The organism is Cellulomonas sp. P1_C4 (assembly GCF_056406355.1).
On record NZ_JBFUAI010000033.1, the window covers coordinates 1 to 22565 of the forward strand.

Sequence of the window (22565 nt, forward strand, 5' to 3'; positions counted from 1 at the left end):
GCCCTCGGTCGCKATCTCCCACTGCTCTCGCAGCCGGCCGACGACGAGCTCGACGATCGCGGCCCGGCGGGCGATGCCGTCGGCCCCGGGTCCGGTCAGCCCGGCAGCGAGCTCGAGCCGTTCGACGCGGAGGTCCCGCACCCCGATCGCGGGGTGCGGGACCTCGGGCGACCCGTTCGCGGCCACGCCCCCCGCGGGCGGCCGTTCCTGTGTCATGTGTGGCGGTCGACCGTCCTGATCAGAGGGCGTCGTCGCCGTGCTCGCCGGTGCGGACGCGAGCCACGTCCTCGACCGGCACGACCCAGACCTTGCCGTCGCCGATCTTGCCGGTCTGCGCGGCGCGGACGATCACGTCCGTCACGCCCACCACGTCCTCGTCCGAGACGAGCACGTCGATCTTGACCTTGGGGACCAGGTCGACCGTGTACTCGGCCCCGCGGTAGACCTCGGTGTGACCGCGCTGACGGCCGTAGCCGCTCGCCTCGCTCACGGTCAGACCGCGCACGCCTGCTGCCTCGAGCGCCGACTTCACATCGTCCAGCCGGTGCGGCTGGATGACCGCCGTCACGAGCTTCGTCATCACTTCACCTCCGTCACGACACGGGCGCCGACGCCCAGCGTCTCGTATGCGGTCTCAGCGTGCACAGCCAGGTCGATCCCGCTGACCTCGACCTCGTCGGACACCCGCAGACCGATGGTCGCCTTGAGGATGGACGCGATGACGTAGGTCGCCGTGAAGCTGAACAGCACGGCGCAGCCCGCGACGATGGCCTGGGTGGCGAGCTGCGTGAGCCCGCCCCCGTAGAACAGGCCGTTCATGGCCCCGTCCGGGTACCAACCACCGTTCTGGTCGGTAGCGAAGAAGCCGATCAGGAGCGTTCCGACGAGACCGCCGACGGCGTGGACGCCGACGACGTCGAGCGAGTCGTCGAAGCCGAACTTGAACTTCAGACCGACCGCCAGGGCGCAGAGCACGCCTGCAACGAGCCCGACGGCGATCGCACCCCACGTGTCGACCGCCGCGGCGGCCGGGGTGATGGCGACCAGGCCGGCGACGACGCCCGACGCCGCACCGAGCGAGGTGGCGTGACCGTCACGCAGCTTCTCCGTGGCGAGCCAGGCGAGCATCGCGACGCACGTGGCGAGCATGGTGTTGAGCCAGGCGCGACCGGCCGTGCTGTCGGCACCGAACTCCGAGCCGGCGTTGAAGCCGAACCAGCCGAACCACAGGAGAGCGGCGCCGAGCATGACGAACGGCAGGTTGTGGGGCCGCATGGGCTCCCTGGGCCAGCCCTTGCGCCTGCCCAGCAGGATCGCGATCGCCAGGCCGGCCACACCGGCGTCGATGTGGACCACGGTTCCACCCGCGAAGTCGATCGGCGTCGAGAGCCCCTCGGTGATGCCCGTCGCGCTGAGCAGGCCACCACCCCACACCCAGTGCGCCAGCGGCATGTAGACGACCGTGACCCAGATGGCCGAGAAGATCAGCCACGCGCTGAACTTCATGCGGTCGGCGATCGCCCCGGAGATGAGCGCGACCGTGATGATCGCGAACGTCGCCTGGTAGCCCGCGGCCACGAGGAAGGGCACACCGGTCGACGCCATCAGGCTGTCGTCGTCGGTGAAGCCCTGCAGGCCGAAGTACGTGAACGGGTTGCCGAGCCAGCCGCCGCCGAGGTCAGGTCCGAACGTGCCCGAGTACCCGTAGAGCACCCAGATGAGCCCGACGACGCCGATCGCCGCGAAGCTCATCATCATCATGTTCAGGACGCTCTTGCCGCGCACCATGCCGCCGTAGAAGAACGCCAGCCCCGGCGTCATCAGCAGCACGAGCGACGCGGCGGTGAGCATCCACGCCGTGTTCCCGCTGTCCAAAGCGAATTCCATCGAGATCGCCTCTCCACTCGCCAGCCGGGGGTGGCTGGTCGGGATTACAGTCGAGGAGGCGGGTTTCGGACATGCACGAGAGGCGTTACGACGACGTGACAAACCTCACCGTCAGGTAAACGTTCCGTTTCGTGGTGATCGGCCGTCCAGGTCAGGCACGACCGCGCCAACACCGGCTCATCCCCGGTGCCCGTGGTCGGGGCGAACCTGCGCTCCGCTACGGGCGCGTGCCGCTGCGCGACTCCGCCCTCGTCGCTGGCGCGACCCACACCCTCCGCTGCGCTCCGGTTCACCCCTCGAGCCCACGGTCGGGGCGAACCTGCGCTCCGCTACGGGCGCGTGCCGCTGCGCGACTCCGCCCTCGTCGCTGGCGCGACCCACACCCTCCGCTGCGCTCCGGTTCACCCCTCGAGCAGCGCGTCGACGAAGGCTTCCGGGTCGAACGGCGCCAGGTCGTCGGGGCCTTCGCCGAGGCCAACGAGCTTCACCGGCACGCCCAGCTCGCGCTGCACCGCGACGACGATGCCGCCCTTGGCGGTGCCGTCCAGCTTGGTCAGGACGATGCCCGTCACGCCGGCGACCTCGCTGAAGACGCGGGCCTGGTTCAGACCGTTCTGGCCGGTGGTCGCGTCGAGGACCAGGAGCACCTCGGAGAGCGGCGCCTCGCGCGTGATGACCCGCGTGATCTTGCCCAGCTCGTCCATGAGGCCGGCCTTGTTCTGCAGGCGCCCAGCGGTGTCGACGAGCACGACGTCGATCCCCTCGGCGCGGCCCTGACGCACGGCGTCGAAGGCGACGGCGGCGGGGTCGGCGCCGTCGCGGTCCGACCGGACGGTGTGCACGCCGACCCGGGAGCCCCAGGTCTGCAGCTGGTCGGCCGCCGCCGCGCGGAACGTGTCCGCGGCGCCCAGCACGACGGTGCGGCCCTCGGCGACGAGCACGCGCGCGAGCTTGCCGACCGTCGTCGTCTTGCCGGTGCCGTTGACGCCCACGACGAGGACGACCGCCGGGACCGCGGAGCCGTCGTCCGCCGCGCCGGGCGCGGTGTTCAGGCTGCGGTCGAGCGACGGGTCGACGAGTGCGAGCAGCTGCTCGCGCAGCAGGGCGCGCACCTGCGCGGGGTCCTTGAGCCCCTCGACCCGGACGCGCGTGCGCAGGGCGTCGATGAGCTCGCCGGACGGTCCCGCGCCGACGTCCGCCAGGAGCAGCGTCTCCTCGAGCTCGTCCCAGTCGTCCTCCGTGAGGTGGTCCTTGGACAGCACGGCGAGAAGCCGTGCACCGAGCGGGGAGCCGGACCGGGCGAGCCGGCCGCGCAGCCGGGCGAGCCGCCCCGCGACCGGCGCGGGGACCTCGAGCTCCGGAGCGGCTTCGGCCTCCTCGGGCAGGACCTCCTCGGGGACGGTCTCCGGGAAGGTCGGTGCCTCGGTCGCGCTCTGCGCCTCGGGGGCCGGCGCGGGGCTCGGTACGTCGACCTCGGGCGGCGCCACCTCGTCGGTGGTCGAGCCGCGGCGTCGCCGGACGAACACGGTCGCCAGCGCGACGACGATGGCCGTCGGGATGCCGGCGGCCAGGAGGATCTCGAGCGTCTCGTTGGTCACCGGGACAGTCTGTCGGGCGTCGGGCCGCCGAAGCGAACCGACGCGTCAGCCGGACCTCGCGGGTCCGGCCGTCGAGGGCTCAGCGGCCGTGGTTCCCGGGGAGGACGCCGACGGCCTTGTCGCGCGCCCGCTGCAGTGTGGCGGCGAGGTCGTCGACCTGCAGGTACGCCTCGCCCTCGTCGACCGTCTCGCGCAGGAACTGGGCCAGCGACATGTCGACGGGCTCCGCGGAGGCGGCCGCAGCGGCGGCGCGCTGGTCGGCGTCGGGATTCTTCCGGGCCGCCCAGCCCGCGCGGAACGCCTGGAGCGGGGACTCGCCCTTGTCCCGGGTCGAGCTGGACACGCTCGCGGCGAGCAGGACACCGGCGGCGACGAGGAGAGCAAGAACGATCGCGACGAGGATGGCCATGCGACCAGTGTCGGCGCCGAACCTGGACGCGCGGACACCCCACGCACAGGGAACGGCAAACCGCACACAATCTCCACACGCCGGGCGGCGCGCCAGCACGGCACGGCGATGGCGCCGCGTCAGACGGCGACGTCCTCGCGCATCCGCTGGCTGATGACGGTGGTGACGCCGTCGCCGCGCATGGTCACGCCGTACAGGGCGTCGGCGATCTCCATGGTCCGCTTCTGGTGGGTCACGACGATGAGCTGCGAGTCCTCCTGGAGCTCGCGGAAGATCTCGAGCAGCCGGCCCAGGTTGGCGTCGTCCAGGGCGGCCTCGACCTCGTCCATGACGTAGAACGGGCTGGGCCGCGCCTTGAAGATGGCCACGAGCAGCGCGACGGCGGTCAGCGACCGCTCGCCACCGGAGAGCAGCGACAGCCGCTTGACCTTCTTGCCGGCGGGGCGCGCCTCGACCTCGATACCCGTGGTGAGCATGTTGTCGGGGTCGGTGAGCACGAGCCGGCCCTCGCCGCCGGGGAACAGCCGCGGGAACACGACGTCGAACGCGGCGGCGGTGTCGCGGTAGGCCTCGGCGAACACCTGCTCGACGCGCTCGTCGATCTCCTTGACGATCTCGAGCAGGTCCGCGCGGGACTTCTTCAGGTCCGCCAGCTGCTCGACCAGGAACTGGTGGCGCTCCTCGAGCGCGGCGAACTCCTCGAGCGCGAGCGGGTTGACGCGGCCGAGCAGCGAGAGCGCCCGCTCGGCGGCCCGGAGCCGCTTCTCCTGCTGCTCCCGCACGTAGGGGACGGCCGTCGGGGCCTCGGGGTCGACCTCGGCGCCCGGGACCAGGATCACKGGGACGTCCTGGTGCGGCCCGTACTCGTCGAGCAGGACGGTCGGGTCGAGGCCCAGGTCGTCGACGGCGCGCGCCTGGAGCGCCTCGATCCTGAGCCGCTGCTGGGTGCGGGCGACCTCGTCGCGGTGCGCGACGTCGGTGAGCTGGGCGAGCTCAGCGGCCCGGACGTCGACCTCGGCCCGCGCCGCGGTGACGGCGCGGTCCCGCTCGCCCCGGGCCGTCTCCGCCGCGTCGCGTTCGGCGGACGCGCGCCGCAGCGACTCGTCGAGGACGACGAGCGCCTGGTTGGCACCGTCGCGCACGGCCTGCGCGACCGTGGCCTGCCGCGACCGGGCGCGCTCGCGCTCGGCGGCACGCTCGCGGGCGACGCGCTCGGTCCGGGCGGCGCGCTCGAGCGACTCGGCGCGGCCGGAGAGGGCCCGCGCACGTTCCTCGCCGGTGCGCAGGGTGAGGCGGGCCTCGGTCTCTCGGGCACGCGCGCCCGCGGCCAGCTCGGCCAGCCGATCGCGCCGGGCGCTGCCCTCGACGATCGCCGCCTMGCTCTCCGCGGGCTCGATCTCGGCGGCGGCGAGGCGCTCGGTGAGCTCGGCCAACTGGGCGCTGTCGTCCTCGAGCGTGCGGGAGGCTGCCTCGAGGGACTGCTGGAGCCGGGCGGCCTCGGCGTTCGCGGCGCGGGCAGTCGAGCCGAGGTGGCCCAGCTGCTCGGCGACGGCGGCGAGCGCGGCGTCGGACTCGTTGAGGCGGTCGAGCGTCGCCTCGTGCGCCGCGCGGGCCGCTGCTTGGGCCTCGGTGGCGCCGACGAGCTCGAACCGCACGCGCTCGGCGTCGGCCGTGGCCTGCGCGACGCCGGCCCGTGCCTGGTCGAGCGCGGACTGCAGGTGCAGGGCGCTGGGCGCGGTGGCCGATCCGCCGGACGCGCGGTGGCGGGACAGCACGTCGCCGGTGCGGGTGGCGACGACCAGGTCGGGGCGGGCGGCGACGATCGCGCGGGCTGCGGCGAGGTCGTCGACCACGACGACGTCAGCCAGCAAGGTCTCGACGGCTGCGCGCACGTGCTCGGGTGCCCGCACGAGGTCGACGGCGCGGGCGGCGCCGGCGGGGACGTCGGACAGCAGGTCTGCGGGGGTGGACCCGCCGCTGACCAGGAGCGTCGCACGGCCGGCGTCCTCGGTGCGCAGGTAGCGGATGGCGTCGACGGCGGCGTCCACGGAATCGACGGCGACGGCATCGGCAACCGCCCCGAGCGCGGCGACGATGGCCTCCTCGTTCTCCGGGTCGACCGCCAGCAGCGCCGCCACCGAGCCCACCAGGCCGGGCTGGCCGTCCGCCGCGAGGAGCGCCCCGACGCCGTCCTTGCGCGTGAGGCTGAGCTCGAGGGTCTCGGCGCGGGACTCCAGCGCGGCGCGCTCGCGCTCAGCGGCGCTCAGCTGCTCCTGCAGCGCGCCCAGCCGCTCGCTCGCCCGCTCGAGGGCCTCGACGGCCGCCTCGTGCTCGGCGTCCAGCCCTTCCTCGCCCTCCTCGACGCCCGCGACCTGCGACTCGAGGACCGCGAACTGCGTCGTGGCCTCCTGGCCGCGGTGCTCGGCCGCGGCMAGCGACTCGCGCAGGCGCCCGAGCTCCGCCTGCGTCGCCTCGACGCGGCTCCGCCGGGCGGCCACCTGACMGGCCAGGCGGGCGACGCCCTCGCGACGGTCGGCGGCACCCCGCAGCGCCGTGGCGACCTGCTTCTCGGCGCCGACGGCCTCGGCCTCGGCGTCCTGGCGAGCGACGACCGCGGCCTCGAGAGCCGCGCGCCCGATCTCGACCTCGGYGGCCAGCTCGGCCTCCGCCGCCCGCACGCGCTCGGCCTGCGCGGCGAGGTCGTCAGGGTCGGAGCCGCCCGTGCGCTCCGGTCCGGCGCTGCCGAGCAGGCGGACCCGGTCGGCGGCCAGGGAGGCCGTGCCGCGCAGCCGCTCGCGCAGGGACGACAGCCGGTACCAGACCTCGCTGGCCTCGCTCAGCGCCGGCGCTGCCTCGGCGGCCTCGCGCTCGAGGGTGGCCAGGCGGGCGCGGGTGGCGGCGAGGGTCGCCTCGACCTCCTCGCGACGGGCGCGCAGCGCGCTCTCGTCGGCGATCTCCTGCTCGAGCGTGGATGTCAGCTGGGCGAGGTCGTCGGCCAGCAGCCGGGCGCGGGCGTCGCGCAGGTCCGCCTGGACCACTGCGGCCTTGCGGGCGACCTCCGCCTGCCGGCCGAGCGGGCCGAGCTGGCGACGGATCTCGCCCGTGAGGTCGGACAGGCGCGTGAGGTTGGCCTGCATCGCCTCGAGCTTGCGGAGCGCCTTCTCCTTGCGCTTGCGGTGCTTGAGGACGCCCGCGGCCTCCTCGATGAAGCCGCGGCGCTCCTCGGGGGTCGCGCGCAGGACCGCGTCGAGCTGGCCCTGGCCGACGATGACGTGCATCTCCCGGCCGAGACCGGAGTCGGACAGCAGGTCCTGGATGTCGAGCAGGCGGCAGCCCTGGCCGTTGATCGCGTACTCCGAGCCGCCGTTGCGGAACAGCGTCCGCGAGATGGTGACCTCGGAGTACTCGATCGGCAGCGCGCCGTCGGAGTTGTCGATGGTGAGCGCCACCTCGGCCCGGCCGAGCGGCGGCCGGCCGGACGTGCCGGCGAAGATGACGTCCTCCATCTTGCCGCCGCGCAGCGACTTGGCCCCCTGCTCCCCCATCACCCAGGCCAGGGCGTCGACGACGTTGGACTTGCCCGAGCCGTTGGGCCCGACCACGCAGGTGACGCCCGGCTCGAAGTTCAGGGTCGTCGCCGAGGCGAACGACTTGAACCCCCGCAGGGTGAGGGTCTTGAGGTGCACCCACGAAGCCTAAGGTGCGTGCACCCCTCCTCCTGGGAGGCTGACGTCAGAGCGCAGGGAACCAGAGGGCGATCTCGCGCGCGGCGGACTCCTCCGAGTCCGAGCCGTGCACCAGGTTCTGGATCACCTTGAGGCCCCAGTCGCGGCCCAGGTCGCCGCGGATGGTGCCCGGCGCCGCGACGGTCGGGTCGGTGGCGCCCGCCAGCGAGCGGAAGCCCTCGATCACGCGGTGCCCCTCGGCCACGACGGCGAGCACCGGTCCGGAGCGCATGAACTCGATCAGCGGCGTGAGGAACGGCTTGCCGGTGTGCTCGGCGTAGTGCTCGGCCAGCAGGGCCTCGGAGGCCTCGCGCAGCTCGACGGCGACGAGGGTGTAGCCCTTGGCCTCGATGCGGCGCACGACCTCCCCCGACAGTCCGCGGCGGACGCCGTCGGGCTTGACGAGGACGAGGGTGCGCTGCGTGGCGGGTGCGTCAGTCATGGGCGAAACACTAACCGGGTGTCAGGGCCCGACCGCACCCGGGTGGGCGGCGTCGTACTCCGCCCGCTCGCGGTCGATCCGGCCCCCCAGCCGCAGGGCTACGACCCAGAGCACGACGAAGATGACCCCCACCGCGAACATCATGGGGATGGCGAACCCGCCGGCCAGCACGAACACCTGCACGATCGAGCCGGCCAGGTAGCCGCCCGGCCGGGAGACCATCCCGGACAGCAGGATCAGGACCAACGACAGGCTCCCGCCGACCCACCAGATGGTGGACACGGGGGCGAGCCGCAGGCCGTACGCCACGAGCGTCGCGAAGAACACCAAGATGGCCTCGAGGACGAGGATCGTCTGGGCGAACTGGGGTTTCGCGGGACGCTTGCGGCGCACGGCCTGGCCGTCCGGGACGGTGGAGCTCATCGGGTCAGGTTACCGGCGGGCCGGTGCGTCGACGTCGTCGGGGGCACCGTCGCGCTGGGTCGGGAGCTCGTCGTGCACGGGCCCGGAGAGCTCGTCCAGGACGACCGCACCGTCGATCGTCTCGGTGGGCGCACCCGAGCCGTCGGCCGCGAGGGCCTCGCCACGGGCGACCATGCCGGCCACGTCGGAGAGCTTGACCTCACGCAGGAAGAGCGAGAGCACGAAGCCCACCGCGATGACGGGCACGAGGTACCAGAACGACGGCGCGAGCGCGTTGGTGAACGCGTCGATGACGCCGGTCTTCACGGGCTCGGGCAGCGCCTGCACCGCGGCGGGCGTCAGGCTCGAGGCGTCGCCACCCGAACCCGCGGGCGCCCCGGCGAAGACTCCCGCGAGGTTGTCCGCCAGCTTGGTGGTGAACATGGTGCTGAACAGCGCCGTGCCGACGGCCGCGCCGATCTCCCGGAAGAAGTTGTTCGTGCTGGTCGCGGTCCCGATCTCGTGCGGGTCCACCGAGTTCTGCACGGCGAGGACGATCGTCTGCATGACCAGGCCCATGCCGGCGCCGAGCACGAAGATCATGGCGCCGAAGAGCCACATCGACATGTCGCCCGTGATCTGCGTGAGCCACGCGACGCCGGCGGTGGTGATGGCCAGGCCGACCACCGGGAAGATCTTGTAGCGGCCGGTCTTCGTGATCGCGATGCCGGAGCCGATCGCGGTGAACATGACACCGACCATCATCGGGAGCAGCAGGAAGCCGGACTCGGTGACGCCCGCGCCGGTCGACATCTGCAGGAACGTCGGCAGGAAGGCCAGGGCGGCGAACATGCCCATGCCGAGGATGAGGCCGATCGCGGTGGCGATGGTGAAGGTCGGGTTCTTGAAGAGGCGCAGCGGCAGGAGCGGCTCCTGCGCGCGGAGCTCGACCATGATGAACGCGGCGATGGAGACCAGCGTGCCGATCACGAGCGCGAGCAGGGCCGGGTTCGACCAGTCGTAGCCGCGGTTGCCGGTCCAGCTGCTCCAGCTGGTCGCCAGCACGAGGCCCGACGTGGCGGCGACCATGAAGAAGATGCCGGCGACGTCGATCTTCTTGCCGGAGCGGTGCGAGGGCAGCTTGAGCGTGAACCACGCGATGCCGAAGGCCGCCAGGCCGATGGGGATGTTGAGCCAGAAGCACCAGCGCCAGTCGGCGTGCTGCGTGAAGAAGCCACCCAGGAGCGGGCCGATGACGGCCGAGATCCCGAACAGCGCACCCATCGGGCCCATGTACTTACCGCGGTCCTTGGCGGGCACGATGTCGGCGATGATCGCCTGCGACAGGATCATGAGACCGCCGCCGCCCAGGCCCTGCACGCCGCGCCAGAACACGAGCTCGCCGAACGACTGGGCGAACCCGGCACCCGCGGACGCCACGGTGAACAGGCCGATGGCGACGAGGAACGGCCAGCGCCGACCCCACAGGTCACCGAACTTGCCGTACAGCGGCATGACGATCGCGATCGCCAGGATGTAGGCCGTGACGACCCAGCCCTGGTGCTCGACGCCGTTCAGCTCGCCGACGATCGTCGGCATCGCCGTGCCGACGATCGACTGGTCGAGCGACGACATGAACATCCCGGCCATGAGCGCGCCGAAAATGAGCCAGACGGTCTTGGGGGTGAGGACGATCAGCGGCTTGTCGGCCGCTGGTGCCTCGGGTGCTGCGGTGGCCATGCGGGAAACCTCGTTCGTGAAGGGGTGGTGGGCGGGGAGCGTCAGTCGATGAGGATGGATCGGAGCTCGGCGACGACCGCGGTCAGGTGCTCGTCGGGAGCGGCGGAGCCGCCCCGTTGCTGGTCCATGTCCCAGTGCAGGAACGTCGCGTGCGTGAGGAAGAGGAGGACGGAGCCGACCATCTCGGGCGAGTGCGTCGGATCGTCGCCGAGACGGCGCTCGACGAGTGCCGAGAGCTGACCCTTGTGCTGCTCGAACCAGGACAGGTGCCGGGCGAACAGCCGCGGCTCCTTGCCGGCCAGCTCGAGCGCGCGGGCCATGCGCTCACGGCCGATGGGCGGGTCGCTGAGGAACGAGCTGACCAGCGCCTGCAGGTCCGACATGAGGTGCCCGGTGGGACCGCCCGCGGCGAACACGTCCGCGGCCGCCGACTCGAGCGGCCACGGCGTGTGGCCGAGCACGGCGTCGTCCTTGGTCTCGAAGTAGTTGAAGAACGTCCGGACGGAGACGCCGGCCTCCTCGCAGATCGCGTCGACCGTGACCGCGTCCAGGCCGTGCTCGGCGACGAGGCGGTGGGTGGCGTCGATCAGCGCCTCGCGGCGCGCGCGCTTCTTGCGCTCACGCAGCCCGAGCGCGGGCGCGTCGACGATGGAGTTCTGCACGAGGTGCAACTTTACATGAACTGCAACTTTGGGTTGGACGCGCGTTCATGTGCGGCCGCCCACACTCGTCAGACCTCGCCGAAGCCACCCTCGACGGCTGCCACCAGGGCGTCCCGCGCCTGCTCGGCCTGCGCGCCCTCCGCCTCGATCGTCAGCTCCACGCCCTGCTTCGCGCCCAGCTTCATGAGCTCGAGCACGCTGGCCGCGTTCGCGCCGTTGACCCGCACCTTGGCGTCGTAGGCGGCGAGCATGCGCGCGACCACCGCCGCGGGTCGGGCGTGCAGACCGAGCGGGTTGCGCAGCACTGCGGTCGCCCGGAGCACACCGTCCTGCGGGTCGCCGACGGACTGCTCCGCGGGCTCGTCGGCGGCGCCGAACGTCGACCCGGCATGCTCGGCGGACGCGAGGACGCCCGCGAGGTCGGCTCCCCCGTGCGCGGTGACCGCCGCGGCGACGGCGCCCTCGACGAACGGCGCGTCCGCGAGGCGCACGCGTGCCGCCACGTCCTCGTCGAGGAGCTCCAGCACCGACTCGGCCGTGAGGACCGCCGAGCCCAGGTCCGTGAGCACGACCGCGGACCGGCCGTCCTGCGTCGCGTCCAGGAGAGCGGCCTCGACGCTCTCGAAGCTGGTGCCGAGCCCACCGTCCTGCATGCCGCCGGCCGCGAGAAGCAGCACCCCGGGCGCCATCTGCCCGGCCAGCTCGACGGCACCCTCGGCCAGCGCCCGCGAGTGGGAGACCAGGACGAGGGCGACCGGTGCGGGTTCGCGCTCGGGCTGCCCGCTCACGCGGCCGCCTGCGCGGCGGCACGCAGGATCAGCTCGGTCGAACGGGCACCCGGGTCGAGGTGGTTGGCGGACCGCTCCCCCAGGTAGCTCGCCCGGCCCTTGGTGGCGATGAGCGGGATCGTCGCCTCGGCGCCGACGTGCGCGGCGTCCGCGGCGGCGGCCAGCACCTCGGCCGGCGTCGCACCCGCGTCGGCCGCGGCGACGGCCGCCTCCGTGGCGGGTGTCCAGGCGTCGACCATCGTCTTCTCGCCCGTGGTCGCCTTGCCGCGGGCGACGATCCCCTCGAGCGCCGCCTCGAGCAGCGCGACGACGCCCTGGCTGTCGAGCTCGGGCACACCCGTGGCCTTGGCAGCACGCAGGTAGGCAGTCCCGTAGAGCGGACCCGCCGCGCCGCCGACCGTCGACATCAGCGTGGTGGCGACGAGCTTGAGCACCTCGCCGATGTCCGCCGGAGGCGCCTCCAGCCCGTCGAGCTTGGCCACGACGGCCGTGAAGCCGCGGAACAGGTTCTCGCCGTGGTCGCCGTCGCCGATCTGTCGGTCGAGCTCGATGAGCTCGCTGCGGTGCTCCGTGACGGTCTGCGCCGACAGGCGCACCCAGTCGATCGCCCACGTGACGTCCAGCGTCATGCCCACGCTCCTTCGAGCAGCTCGGTCCCCGTCCGGATCGTCACCACCGCAGCGCGGTCGTGTGCACGGGGGCGTCCCACAGGGCGGTCAGCTCGTCGTCCAGCCGGAGAACGGTGACCGACGCGCCCTGCATCTCCAGCGATGTCACATAGTTGCCGACGAGCGAACGGGTCACCTCGACCCCCCGCTCCTCCAGCAACGCGCGGGCCCGACGATAGACCACGTAGAGCTCGGACGCGGGCGTGCCACCCATGCCGTTCACGAACAGCAGGACCTTGTCGCCGCTGCCCAGCTTCAGGTCGTCGGCGACGGGCGTCAGGAGCATCTCCGTGATGTCGTCGGCGCTGGCCAGCGGGATGCGCCGGCGGCCGGGCTCGCCGTGGATGCCGATGCCTATCTCGATCTCGTCCTCGGGCAGGTCGAAGCTGGGCACGCCCGCGTGCGGGACCGTGCAGGCCGTCAGCGCCACGCCCATCGAGCGCACGTTCGCGATGACCTTCTCCGCGACCGCCACGACCGCGTCCAGGTCGTCGCCGCGCTCGGCGGCCGCGCCCGCGATCTTCTCGACGGCCACCGTCCCGGCCACCCCGCGGCGCCCGGCGGTGTACAGCGAGTCCTCGACGGCCACGTCGTCGTTGACGACGACGCTGCGCACGGTGACGCCCTCGGCGTCGGCGAGCTCGGCGCCCGTCTCGAAGTTGAGCACATCGCCGGTGTAGTTCTTCACGATGGCCAGCACCCCGGCTCCGGAGTCCGCCGCCTGCAGCGCGGGGGCGATCTGGTCCGGCGTGGGTGACGTGAACACCGGCCCGGCGACCGCGGCGGTCAGCATGCCGACGCCGACGAAGCCACCGTGCAGCGGCTCGTGCCCGGAGCCGCCTCCGCTGACGAGTCCGACCTTGCCGGACGACGCACCGCCCGCCCGGGTGACGAACGCGTGCTCGGCGTTCACCGCCACGACGTCGGCGTGCGCGGCCGCGAAGCCCTCGAGGGACTCGGCCACGACGGTCTGCGGGTCGTTGATGAGCTTCTTCACTGCAGCCATCCCTTCCACCGGGCACCCACGGCGGGCCCCGCACGTCCGTCGCGAACTCCGTCGTCCCGACAAACCTCACAATCTCGGCGTGCCGTGGGGCCGTCAAGGGGAGGACGTGCGCCGTCGCTGCACATTCGTGCACGCGCGCGGTCGGGCGTCGACGCGTCACCCGGACGGGTGACCAGAAGTCAGGGCCGCCCCAGCAGCCGGCGCGCCTCGGCGACGAGCAGGATCGAGCCGGTGACGAGCACGCCCGACCCGCGCTCGACCTCGCTCTCCGCACGGGACACCGCGAGGTCGAGCGCGTCGGACAGCCGCTCCACGGTGTGCACCCGGTCCTCGCCGAAGATGTCGATCGCGATGTCCGCCAGGTCCTCGGGGTCGAGCGCGCGCGAGGTCGATGCACGGGTGATCACCACCTCGGCGAGCACCGGCTCGAGCGCCGCGAGCATGCCCTCGGGGTCCTTGTCGGCCATCACGCCGACGACGCCGACGAGGCGCGTGAGCTCGAACGCCTCCTCGAGGCCGGCGACGAGCGCCTCGACCCCGGCGGGGTTGTGCGCCCCGTCGACGATGATCGTCGGGCTCGACCGGACGACCTCGAGCCGGCCCGGGGAGTCGACGTCGGCGAACGCGACCTCGACCACGCCGGGGTCCAGCGCGCGCCCACCGGTGAGGAACGCCTCGACCGCCGTGAGCGCCAGCAGCGCGTTGTGCGCCTGGAACTCGCCGTGCAGCGGCAGGAAGATCTCGGTGTACGTGCCGCCGAGCGCCTGCAGCGTGATCAGCTGACCGCCGACGGCGACCTGGCGCTCGCCCACCTCGATGTCGACGCCCTCGCGCAGCACGCGGGCACCGCGCTCGGCCGCGACGGCCAGGAGCACGCCCTCGACGTCCTCCGACTGCCGCGCCAGGACGACCGTCGCGCCGTCCTTGATGATCCCCGACTTCTCCGACGCGATCTCGACCAGCGTGTGGCCGAGGTAGCGCTCGTGGTCGAGCGAGATCGGCGTGATGATCGCGACCTCGCCGTCGACGACGTTGGTGGAGTCCCACGTGCCGCCGAGCCCCACCTCGATCACCGCGACGTCGATCGGGGCGTCCGCGAAGGCCGCGAAGGCCATGACGGTGAACACCTCGAAGAAGGACAGGCGCGGCTCGCCCTTCTCGATCGAGCCCTGGTCCACCAGGTGCACGTAGGGCGCGACGTCCTGCCACACCTCGACGAACCGCTCGTCGCTGATGGGCTCGCCGTCGATCGCGATCCGCTCGTTCACGCGGCTCAGGTGCGGGCTGGTGAACCGTCCGGTCCGCAGGCCGTGCTCGCGCAGCAGCCGCTCGACCATGCGGGACGTCGACGTCTTGCCGTTGGTGCCGGTCAGGTGGATGGTCCGGTACGCCTTCTGCGGATCGCCCAGCAGCTCGCACACGGCTCGCACCCGGTCGAGTGTGGGGTCGATGTCGTGCTCCGGCGCGCGCGCCAGGATCGCCCGGTAGACCTCGTCGGCGGCCGTCCGGGCCTCCTGCTCCGCCTGGCGGCGCAGGTGCTCCGACCCTCCGTGCTCCCGGCTCATGCCTCGTACCCTCCGGCGTCGACTGCTTCCACGGTGACCTGCAGCGCAGCCCCCGTCTCGATCTCCACCGACACGGCCAGCGTCTCGCGCGCGATGGTGTCGCGGTGCTCCTCGACGGCGGCGAGGTGCTCGGCCGGGACGTCGAGCGTGAGCACGATCCGGTCGCCCACCTGCAGGCCCGCCGCCTTGCGCGCGTCCTGCACGGCGCGCACGACGTCGCGGGCGTAGCCCTCGGCGCGCAGCGCGTCGTCGAGCGTGAGGTCGAGCACGACGAAGCCGCCGCCGGGCAGCACCGCGGCGGCACCACCCTCGGCGCCGACCACCGTGGTCAGCTCGTACTCGGCCGGCTCCAGCGCGACGTCGCCGTCGTCGGTGGTGACGACGACGGTGTCGCCGTCCACGCGCCAGGCCTCGGCGCGCGCGGCCTTGATCACGGCCTGCACCCCGCGACCCAGGCGCGGGCCTGCGGCCCGGGCGTTGACGGCTAGGCGCTGCGTGATGCCGAACCGCTCGGCCGTGCCGGCGTCGGCCGTCGCCAGGTCGACGCGCTTGACGTTGAGCTCGGCGGCGAGCAGGTCCGCGTACGGCGCGAGGGCCCCCGCGTCGTCGACCGCCACCGTGAGCGTGTGCAGCGGCTGCCGCACCCGGACACCGGCGGCCTTGCGCAGGCCCAGCGCGGTCGACGTCACCGCGCGGACCTGGTCCATCGCGGCGACCAGCTGTTCCGACGCAGCCTCGGCGTCCGCAGTCTCGTTCTCGACGGTCGGCCAGTCGGTCAGGTGCACGCTGCGCCCGCCCGTCAGGCCGCGCCAGACCTCCTCCGTGACCAGCGGTGCAAGCGGCGCCATGACGCGCGTGAGCACCTCGAGGCTCGTCCAGAGCGTGTCGAACGCATCGGCGTCCTCGGCCCAGAACCGGTCCCGCTGCGTGCGGACGTACCAGTTGGTGAGGACGTCGAGGTGCTCGCGCACGCTCTCGCACGCCGCCGAGATGTCGTACGCATCCAGCTGCGCGGTCGTCGTCGCGACGAGGTCGCGCGTGCGCGCCAGGACGTAGCGGTCCATCGGCGCGAGCGTCGCGGCGCGTGCGGCGTCGACCGGCGTGGCCGTGTACCCCTTCCCGTTGTCCGCGGCATCCGCGTACAGCGAGAAGAAGTAGTACGTGCTCCACAGCGGCAGCAGCACCTGGCGCACGCCGTCGCGGATGCCGTCCTCGCCCACGATGAGGTTGCCGCCGCGCAGGATCGAGCTCGACATGAGGAACCAGCGCACCGCGTCGGACCCGTACAGGTCCCACATCTCGGCCGGGTCCGGGAAGTTGCGCAGGCTCTTGCTCGCCTTGCGGCCGTCGTCGCCCAGCACGATGCCGTGGCACAGGACGTTGCGGAACGCCGGGCGGTCGAACAGCGCCGTGGCCAGCACGTGCAGCGTGTAGAACCAGCCGCGGGTCTGGCCGATGTACTCGACGATGAAGTCGCCCGGGTAGTGGTGCTCGAACCAGTCCGCGCTCTCGAACGGGTAGTGCACCTGCGCGAACGGCATCGATCCCGAGTCGAACCACACGTCGAGCACGTCGGGGATCCGGCGCATGGTCGAGGCGCCCGTCGGGTCGTCCGGGTTCGGGCGCGTCAGCTCGTCGATGAAGGGTCGGTGCAGGTCCGGCTCGCCCGCCTCGTTCGTCGGCACCCGCCCGAAGTCCGCCTCCAGCTCGGCCAGCGAGCCGTACACGTCGACGCGCGGGTACGACGGGTCGTCCGACACCCACACCGGGATGGGCGTGCCCCAGTACCGGTTGCGGCTGATCGACCAGTCGCGCGAGCCGGCGAGCCACTTGCCGAACTGGCCGTCCTTGATGTGCTCGGGGGTCCAGGTGATGTCCTGGTTGAGCTCGACCATGCGGTCGCGGAAGTCGCTCACGCGCACGAACCAGCTGGTCACCGCCTTGTAGATCAGCGGGTTCCGGCAGCGCCAGCAGTGCGGGTAGGAGTGCTCGTACGTCTCGTGGCGCACGAGCACGCTGCGCTGCGCCTCCGGGACGCGAGCCAGCGGGCCGGAGCCGGACTTGAGGTCCGCGATGATCGGCTTGTTCGCGTCGAACACGAACTGGCCGACGTAGTCCGCCACCTCGGTGGTGAACTTGCCCTGCGAGTCGACGGGCACGACCGGCGCGATGCCGACGGCGTCGCACGCGACCATGTCGTCCTCGCCGAACGCGGGAGCCATGTGCACGATGCCCGAGCCGTCCTCGGTGGTGACGAAGTCGCCGAGCAGCACCTGGTGCGCGTTCTCGCGGCCCACGAAGTAGTCGAACGGCGGCGTGTACCGGCGGCCCGCGAGGTCGCGGCCCTTGACGGTCGCCACGACCGTGGCCTCCCCCAGCTCCTTGGCGTACGAACCCAGGCGCGCGGCCGCGAGCACCACGAGCTCGCCCTCGAGGAGGCTTCCCGGCCCCGGCTCCACGGTGACGTAGTCGACGTCCGGCCCGACCGCGATCGCCAGGTTGCTGGGCAGCGTCCACGGGGTCGTGGTCCAGATGAGGGCGAGCTCGCCGGTCTCCAGGCGCAGGCCCACCGTCAGCGCGGGGTCCTGGCGCGACTGGTAGACGTCGTCGTCCATGCGCAGCTCGTGGTTGGACAGCGGGGTCTCGTCGCGCCAGCAGTACGGCAGCACGCGGTAGCCCTCGTACGCCATGTCCTGGTCGTACAGGCGCTTGAACGCCCAGATGACCGACTCCATGAACGTGACGTCGAGCGTCTTGTAGTCGTGGTCGAAGTCGACCCAGCGGGCCTGGCGCGTCACGTACTCGCGCCACTCGCCGGTGTACCGCAGCACCGACTCGCGGCACGCCTGGTTGAACGCGGCGAGCCCCATCTCCTCGATCTGGGAGGTGTCCGTGATGCCGAGCAGGCGCTGCGCCTCGAGCTCGGCCGGCAGCCCGTGCGTGTCCCAGCCGAACCGGCGCTCGACGCGGTGGCCCCGCATCGTCTGGTAGCGCGGCACGACGTCCTTGGCGTAGCCGGTCAGCAGGTGGCCGTAGTGCGGCAGGCCGTTGGCGAACGGGGGTCCGTCGTAGAAGACGAACTCGTTGCTGCCGTTCTCACCGGCCTCGCGCGCGTCGATGGACGCCTGGAACGTGCCGTCGGACTCCCAGTACGCGAGCACGTCCTTCTCGAGGGACGGCAGGTCCGGGGACGCGGGAACATCGGACTGGCGGTGCAGCGGGTAGGCCACCGTGCGGCTCCTGTGGTCGGCACCCGGTGGGGTGCGTCGCTCTCGGCTGCGAGGACGATCTGTCCCGGACCGGCCGGGACCTACCGCGGTACCACCTCGCTTGCCGGCTCCCCTGGCGGGTCGTCGACCACTTCGTGAGGGCTGTGACGGGCCTACCCGTCCGGTTCTACTGAGGCGCTCGCGCACCTGTTCTTCCGGAGGCTCGCCGGTGATGGCCGGGTCGACGCCTGTGCTGCCCAGGGTAACGCACACCCCCGGTCAGACGTCCGTGGAAAACCGCCGCGGCTTCCCCTCTCCCAGGTCGCGGGCGTCGCCGAGCACCGACAGCTCGACGGGGCGACCCAGCCACCGACCGACGGCGTCGGCGGCCCTCCGGGCGTCCGCGCCGATGCCGGGCAGCGGCACCGCCCGCAGGTGCACCGAGCCGTCGGTCCCCTGGTGCAGGTGGTAGGCCGCGAGCCCGTACGCCTGGAGCAGCTGGGTGGCGTCGATCGACGGGCGCGACGAGCCGTCCGCGGCCCGGAACAGCACGGGCGCGCGACCCTCGAGCCCGAGCAGGACCGTGCCGCGGCCGTCGCGCACGAGCGCCGCGTGGTCGCCGGTGCGGTAGCGCAGGAGCGGCAGGTACGGGTTCTCGTCGACGGTGACGACGACCTCTCCGCGGGTGCCGTCGGGGACCGGTGCACCGTCGGCGTCGAGGATCTCGACGTGCACGCGGCGCGGCAGGACGACGTGCCCGTCGCCGTCCGTCGACGCTGCGACGGGGCCGGTCTCGCGCAGCCCGTACAGGTCGATCACCGGGCAGCCCCACCGGTCCGCCGCAGCGGCGCGCACGGCCACCGGCAGGTGCGTCGCCCCGCTGACGACGGCCACCGGGTGCAGGTCGAGGTCGAGCTCGAGCAGCCGCAGCAGCGGGAGGGTCGACGTGCTGATCACCTGCGGGTCGACGTCCGCCAGGAACCGGTCGCGGCTGGCCTCGTCAGCCCACCCGCTGAGGTTGAGCCGGGCCATCAGCGGGGCTGGCGCGCCCGCGGCTCGCCGGAACGCGGTCATCGCCGACGCGTAGGTGAACGCCGCGCGCTGGTCAACCACGTTGGCCAGCCCGAGCCGCGCGGGGTCCGGCTCCCACACCGCGCCGGCGCCGGCGACCAGCCGCTGCAGGAGCACCAGGTCCGCGGCCACGGCGACTGGGTGCAGCGGGACGCGGAGCGCCGCACCGGTGCTCCCTGAGCTCGTGCCCTCGAGCACGCGGTCGAGGGCGACGTCGACCGGGACGTAGGCGGCGAGGTCGTCGACGAGCTGCTGCCGTGTGACCGTAGGCAGGTCCTCGAGCGGGGTCGCCGGTCCGCTCGCGCCCTCCCGGGCCGCCCGTCGGTACGCGGGGATCGACGCGTGCGCGCGCGCGACCAGCGCGGCGACCCAGTCGTCGTCGGTCGCCGCGGCCGCCAGGGCAGGTTCGTCGGCCGCGGTCAGACGGTCGCCCGTCGCGTGCACCCAGTCGGGCGCGTCGGGGTGCGCGCGCAGCGCCGCGAGCCGGGCGTGACCGGACTCGTCCAGCGTCGGCCAGCGCTCGGCGTCGGTGAGCCCGAGTGCGCCCATCGGCGCGTACTCGGCGAGGGCCGGGTCCGGGACGGCCGGGTCGTCAGTAGTTGGCATACTGCGCCGCGGCCTCCTTCGCCTTCTTCTCGGCGAGCGCCCGCTCGAGCTCCTCGGCGCGCGCCTGCTCGACGGCCATGGCGCGGATCAGGTCCCGCTGGTACGCCGTGCTCACGGCCAGCCACCGGTCCTGCGCCGCCGCGGCGCTCTCCCCCGCCGGCAGGACGGCGCCCAGTCGCAGGAACGCCCGCGCGAGCTCCTCGCGCGCCTCGTCCACCTGCACCCAGTCCCGGTCGGGCCGCAGACCCACAAGGTCGCGCTGCACGCCCGTCACGATCCCGAGCATCCAGCGGGTCGGCCCCCCGGCCGCGGCGACCGCCTCGCGCACCACGGGGTCGGCCGTGAGGGCCGGGTCGAGCACGAGCCAGCAGACCAGCCCGACGAGCACGCGACGCGTGGCGACCTCCTCGTCCGACGCGCCGGCCCCGGGAGAGAGGTCGACGTCGAGGCGGGCGAGCGACGCGGTGTCCAGCAGCGTGCGGTCCAGCTCGACGGCGAGGTCGGCCACGAGCGCGGGCACGACGACGTCGGGCTCGAACAGGTCGGGCGGGGCCTGGGCCAGCCGGTGCCGCACGGCGGCGAGCGACGGTCCGGCCGGAGCGTCACGTGCGGGCACGGTGCTGACTCCCCCAGGTCCGGCGCGAGAAGTCGCGCGCGAAGGTCACCAGGTCCTCGTCGGTCGTCACGGTGTACACGTCGTAGTCGCCCGCCATCTCCGCGATCTGGTCCCGCCAGTCGTCCGACGCCTGCAGGACGAGACTGCCGCCGCCGCCCGCCGCCGCGAGGGCGCGCGCCGCGACGTCGTCCGTCGTCGGACCCTGTGTCGTCCACGGCCGGAACATCGTGGTCACCCCGTTGTCCGAGATCACGGCGATGTGCGTGGGGCCGGTCGCCGTCGGCGGCGAGCCCGCGACGCCCAGGTGGGTGCGCTCCAGCAGGGCGAGCGGGAACGACGTGCTCCGGCCGATGTGCGCGACCACCGCCTGGAGCACGGCGTCCTGGTCGCGCGTGAACCCGTCGGTGCCGATCACCTCCCCGACGCCGCTCCACGTGGTCGCCTGCACCCGGGCACCCGCCCGCAGGGCCGAGAGCGCAAGCACCGCGCCGGCGAGTGCGATCGGGGCCGCCACGGCGGCGGGGTCCGGCATCGAGCCCGACGAGTCCAGGTAGAGGTCGAGATCGACCGGCCGCGGCCGCTCCTGGCGCTCCTCGTCCTCGAGGTACGCGCGCTGCACCGTCGTCATGCCGGGCACGACCACCGGCGACGCCGTGACAGTCCCCGACCAGTCGATCGTCGACAGGTCGTCGCCCACCTCCCACGGGTCGAGCCCGCCGAGCAGCTGCTCGGAGGCGGTCGCACCCTCGCGCACCGGGAACGGCACGAGGTGCGGGGCGGCACGCTCGCGGTACCAGGCGGCCGCCACCTGCTGGGCGGACGCCGCCGAGCCGAGTGCCTGGACGAGGGCGTGCAGCGCAGCGGGCTGCAGGGTGTTCATCCCGCTGCCGGCTCCTCCGGTGGTCAGCTCGACCGGCGCGGCCTCCGGCGTCGCGGCGGCACCGGTCACCCGCGGGTCGAGCGCGGGGTGCACGGCGGGGGCGCCGAGGCTGGGGTCGGACGCGATTCCGAACGGGATCGTGTCGTCGCCGCCGTGCTCGCCGCCGCAGGCCATCCCGGCCACCTGCGCCGTGGCGGCCGGGCCGCGGAGCCACTCCGGGTCCACGTGCGCGCGCAGGAGCCGCGCGAACCCGGCAGCCCCGCCCACGGCGTCCCGGGCATACGCGCGCACGAGCCGCGCGCACAGCATCGCCTGGTCCTCGGGTGCCAGCCCCTCGGCGGCGAGCCGGCCGCGCGGGATACCCCAGAGGATCTCGTAGGTGCGGCCGATCAGCAGGCCGAGCGGGTTGTCGGCTGTCGCGGCTCCGACCGCCGCGGCCAGCGACGCGCGGTCGATCCCGGCCTGCCGCTGGAGCCGGTCGTTGATCAGCAGGTCGCACCACAGGTTCTCGACCAGCCCGACGAGGTGGTCCTGGTCGACGAGACCCACGCGCACGCGCGCCGCGATCTTCAGCGCGGTCAGCCGGTCCACCGGCGCGAGCACGTGGTGCCCGATCTCGTGCGCGAGCACGGCCTGGGCGTGGTCCTGGATCCCCCGCTCGACCACCACCGTGAGGTCGACGTGCACCTCCGGGTCGGCGGTCGTGTACCAGGCCCACGTGTCCATCCGGCAGGCGCTGGTGTGCAGGACGGGCGGGTGCATCCGCGTGGTGCGACCCCACGCGGCGAGCGCGTCCGGCCACTCCCGCATCCAGCGCTCGGCCAGGTGGTCCAGGTAGCGGCTCACGCGGCCACCCGGACGGCGTCGACCCAGTACGAGTGGCGGCGGCTGACGACGAGCACGGCACCGTCGGGGCTCGCCGGGGCGGCGCCGGTCACGTCGTCGTGCCACGGCACGACCAAGGGCGCGGCGACGGGCGCGGGCGCGGGCACCTCAGGCTCGTCGGCCAGGCGGGTGACCGCCGCGCCGTGCACGTCCGCGACGATCGCCCAGCGCGCGCCGTCGGCCGCGACCGAGCATCCGGTAGGCCCCCCGGGCACCACACGGGGCGCGCCCAGCCAGGGACCGCCGAACCCCCGGAAGCCGCCGATGCGGCGCAGCACCCCGGGCGCTGCCGCGACGCCGGGCCACCACCACGGGTCGCGGGCGTGCCGGTCCAGCGCGGCCACGAGGTCGGCGCCCGCGGACAGCCCGAGCGCCGCCGTCGCGACCGCGGTCGGCAGGGCTGCCG

17 protein-coding genes and 2 pseudogenes are annotated in these 22565 nt (G+C 73.3%); all 19 read right to left on the reverse strand.

The genetic code is table 11. The features are described from left to right. Nucleotides 1-216: pseudogene (locus AC1DYZ_RS19360) on the reverse strand (phosphohydrolase); the annotation flags it as partial. Between the two features lie 22 nt (nucleotides 217-238). Beyond that, nucleotides 239-580, reverse strand: coding sequence for a P-II family nitrogen regulator (locus tag AC1DYZ_RS19365; protein WP_208213931.1), 342 nt, complete (start codon nucleotides 578-580; stop codon nucleotides 239-241). Continuing rightward, nucleotides 580-1887, reverse strand: coding sequence for an ammonium transporter (locus AC1DYZ_RS19370; RefSeq protein ID WP_477066735.1), 1308 nt, complete (start codon nucleotides 1885-1887; stop codon nucleotides 580-582). Before AC1DYZ_RS19370 ends, AC1DYZ_RS19365 begins: the two co-directional genes overlap by 1 nt. 401 nt (nucleotides 1888-2288) lie before the next feature. Next, complete coding sequence (ftsY, locus tag AC1DYZ_RS19375) at nucleotides 2289-3485, reverse strand: signal recognition particle-docking protein FtsY (protein ID WP_477066736.1); 1197 nt, start codon at nucleotides 3483-3485, stop codon at nucleotides 2289-2291. Between the two features lie 79 nt (nucleotides 3486-3564). Beyond that, the gene (locus AC1DYZ_RS19380; RefSeq protein WP_456826625.1) at nucleotides 3565-3894 is read right to left on the reverse strand and encodes a hypothetical protein; all 330 of its coding nucleotides are present in this window, start codon (nucleotides 3892-3894) and stop codon (nucleotides 3565-3567) included. A 119-nt stretch (nucleotides 3895-4013) separates the two neighbouring features. After that, nucleotides 4014-7580, reverse strand: coding sequence for a chromosome segregation protein SMC (gene smc, locus AC1DYZ_RS19385; RefSeq protein ID WP_477066737.1), 3567 nt, complete (start codon nucleotides 7578-7580; stop codon nucleotides 4014-4016). Nucleotides 7581-7626: 46 nt separating this feature from the next. Continuing rightward, nucleotides 7627-8061 (reverse strand): nucleoside-diphosphate kinase, encoded by a 435-nt coding sequence (gene ndk, locus AC1DYZ_RS19390; protein WP_477066738.1) that lies wholly within the window; start codon nucleotides 8059-8061, stop codon nucleotides 7627-7629. A 21-nt stretch (nucleotides 8062-8082) separates the two neighbouring features. Next, nucleotides 8083-8484, reverse strand: a complete 402-nt coding sequence (locus AC1DYZ_RS19395; protein ID WP_477066739.1) for a DUF4233 domain-containing protein — start codon at nucleotides 8482-8484, stop codon at nucleotides 8083-8085. Between the two features lie 9 nt (nucleotides 8485-8493). After that, entirely contained in the window at nucleotides 8494-10203 is a 1710-nt protein-coding gene (locus tag AC1DYZ_RS19400) for an MDR family MFS transporter (RefSeq protein ID WP_477066740.1), read from the reverse strand. A 41-nt stretch (nucleotides 10204-10244) separates the two neighbouring features. Next, the gene (locus tag AC1DYZ_RS19405) at nucleotides 10245-10865 is read right to left on the reverse strand and encodes a TetR/AcrR family transcriptional regulator (protein ID WP_477066741.1); all 621 of its coding nucleotides are present in this window, start codon (nucleotides 10863-10865) and stop codon (nucleotides 10245-10247) included. 68 nt (nucleotides 10866-10933) lie between these two features. Continuing rightward, entirely contained in the window at nucleotides 10934-11653 is a 720-nt protein-coding gene (gene dhaM, locus AC1DYZ_RS19410; RefSeq protein ID WP_477066742.1) for a dihydroxyacetone kinase phosphoryl donor subunit DhaM, read from the reverse strand. Further along, nucleotides 11650-12282 (reverse strand): dihydroxyacetone kinase subunit DhaL, encoded by a 633-nt coding sequence (dhaL, locus tag AC1DYZ_RS19415; RefSeq protein ID WP_477066743.1) that lies wholly within the window; start codon nucleotides 12280-12282, stop codon nucleotides 11650-11652. The genes dhaM and dhaL overlap by 4 nt, the downstream gene beginning before the upstream one ends. 40 nt (nucleotides 12283-12322) lie before the next feature. After that, nucleotides 12323-13318: a dihydroxyacetone kinase subunit DhaK gene (gene dhaK, locus AC1DYZ_RS19420; protein ID WP_477066749.1), complete on the reverse strand. Its 996-nt coding sequence runs from the start codon at nucleotides 13316-13318 to the stop codon at nucleotides 12323-12325. Between the two features lie 188 nt (nucleotides 13319-13506). Next, nucleotides 13507-14892 (reverse strand): bifunctional folylpolyglutamate synthase/dihydrofolate synthase, encoded by a 1386-nt coding sequence (locus AC1DYZ_RS19425; protein WP_477066744.1) that lies wholly within the window; start codon nucleotides 14890-14892, stop codon nucleotides 13507-13509. Then, on the reverse strand, nucleotides 14889-18122 hold the full coding sequence (ileS, locus tag AC1DYZ_RS19430) for an isoleucine--tRNA ligase (protein WP_477066745.1): 3234 nt from the start codon (nucleotides 18120-18122) through the stop codon (nucleotides 14889-14891). The genes AC1DYZ_RS19425 and ileS overlap by 4 nt, the downstream gene beginning before the upstream one ends. 258 nt (nucleotides 18123-18380) lie before the next feature. Next, nucleotides 18381-19778, reverse strand: a complete 1398-nt coding sequence (locus AC1DYZ_RS19435; RefSeq protein ID WP_477066746.1) for an AMP-binding protein — start codon at nucleotides 19776-19778, stop codon at nucleotides 18381-18383. Further along, entirely contained in the window at nucleotides 19765-20394 is a 630-nt protein-coding gene (locus AC1DYZ_RS19440) for a hypothetical protein (RefSeq protein WP_477066747.1), read from the reverse strand. The genes AC1DYZ_RS19435 and AC1DYZ_RS19440 overlap by 14 nt, the downstream gene beginning before the upstream one ends. Beyond that, on the reverse strand, nucleotides 20381-22120 hold the full coding sequence (locus AC1DYZ_RS19445; protein ID WP_477066748.1) for a hypothetical protein: 1740 nt from the start codon (nucleotides 22118-22120) through the stop codon (nucleotides 20381-20383). The genes AC1DYZ_RS19440 and AC1DYZ_RS19445 overlap by 14 nt, the downstream gene beginning before the upstream one ends. Then, nucleotides 22117-22565, reverse strand: a pseudogene (locus AC1DYZ_RS19450) (hypothetical protein); the annotation flags it as partial. The gene AC1DYZ_RS19445 and the pseudogene AC1DYZ_RS19450, both read right to left, overlap by 4 nt.

Bases quoted from the DNA above. Each gene is read 5' to 3' on its own strand.
- AC1DYZ_RS19400 (WP_477066740.1), bottom strand. From the start codon at position 10,203: ATGGCCACCGCAGCACCCGAGGCACCAGCGGCCGACAAGCCGCTGATC.
- AC1DYZ_RS19370 (WP_477066735.1), bottom strand. From the start codon at position 1,887: ATGGAATTCGCTTTGGACAGCGGGAACACGGCGTGGATGCTCACCGCC.
- AC1DYZ_RS19435 (WP_477066746.1), bottom strand. From the start codon at position 19,778: ATGCCAACTACTGACGACCCGGCCGTCCCGGACCCGGCCCTCGCCGAG.
- ndk (WP_477066738.1), bottom strand. From the start codon at position 8,061: ATGACTGACGCACCCGCCACGCAGCGCACCCTCGTCCTCGTCAAGCCC.
- dhaL (WP_477066743.1), bottom strand. From the start codon at position 12,282: ATGACGCTGGACGTCACGTGGGCGATCGACTGGGTGCGCCTGTCGGCG.
- AC1DYZ_RS19425 (WP_477066744.1), bottom strand. From the start codon at position 14,892: ATGAGCCGGGAGCACGGAGGGTCGGAGCACCTGCGCCGCCAGGCGGAG.
- AC1DYZ_RS19380 (WP_456826625.1), bottom strand. From the start codon at position 3,894: ATGGCCATCCTCGTCGCGATCGTTCTTGCTCTCCTCGTCGCCGCCGGT.
- AC1DYZ_RS19395 (WP_477066739.1), bottom strand. From the start codon at position 8,484: ATGAGCTCCACCGTCCCGGACGGCCAGGCCGTGCGCCGCAAGCGTCCC.
- AC1DYZ_RS19365 (WP_208213931.1), bottom strand. From the start codon at position 580: ATGACGAAGCTCGTGACGGCGGTCATCCAGCCGCACCGGCTGGACGAT.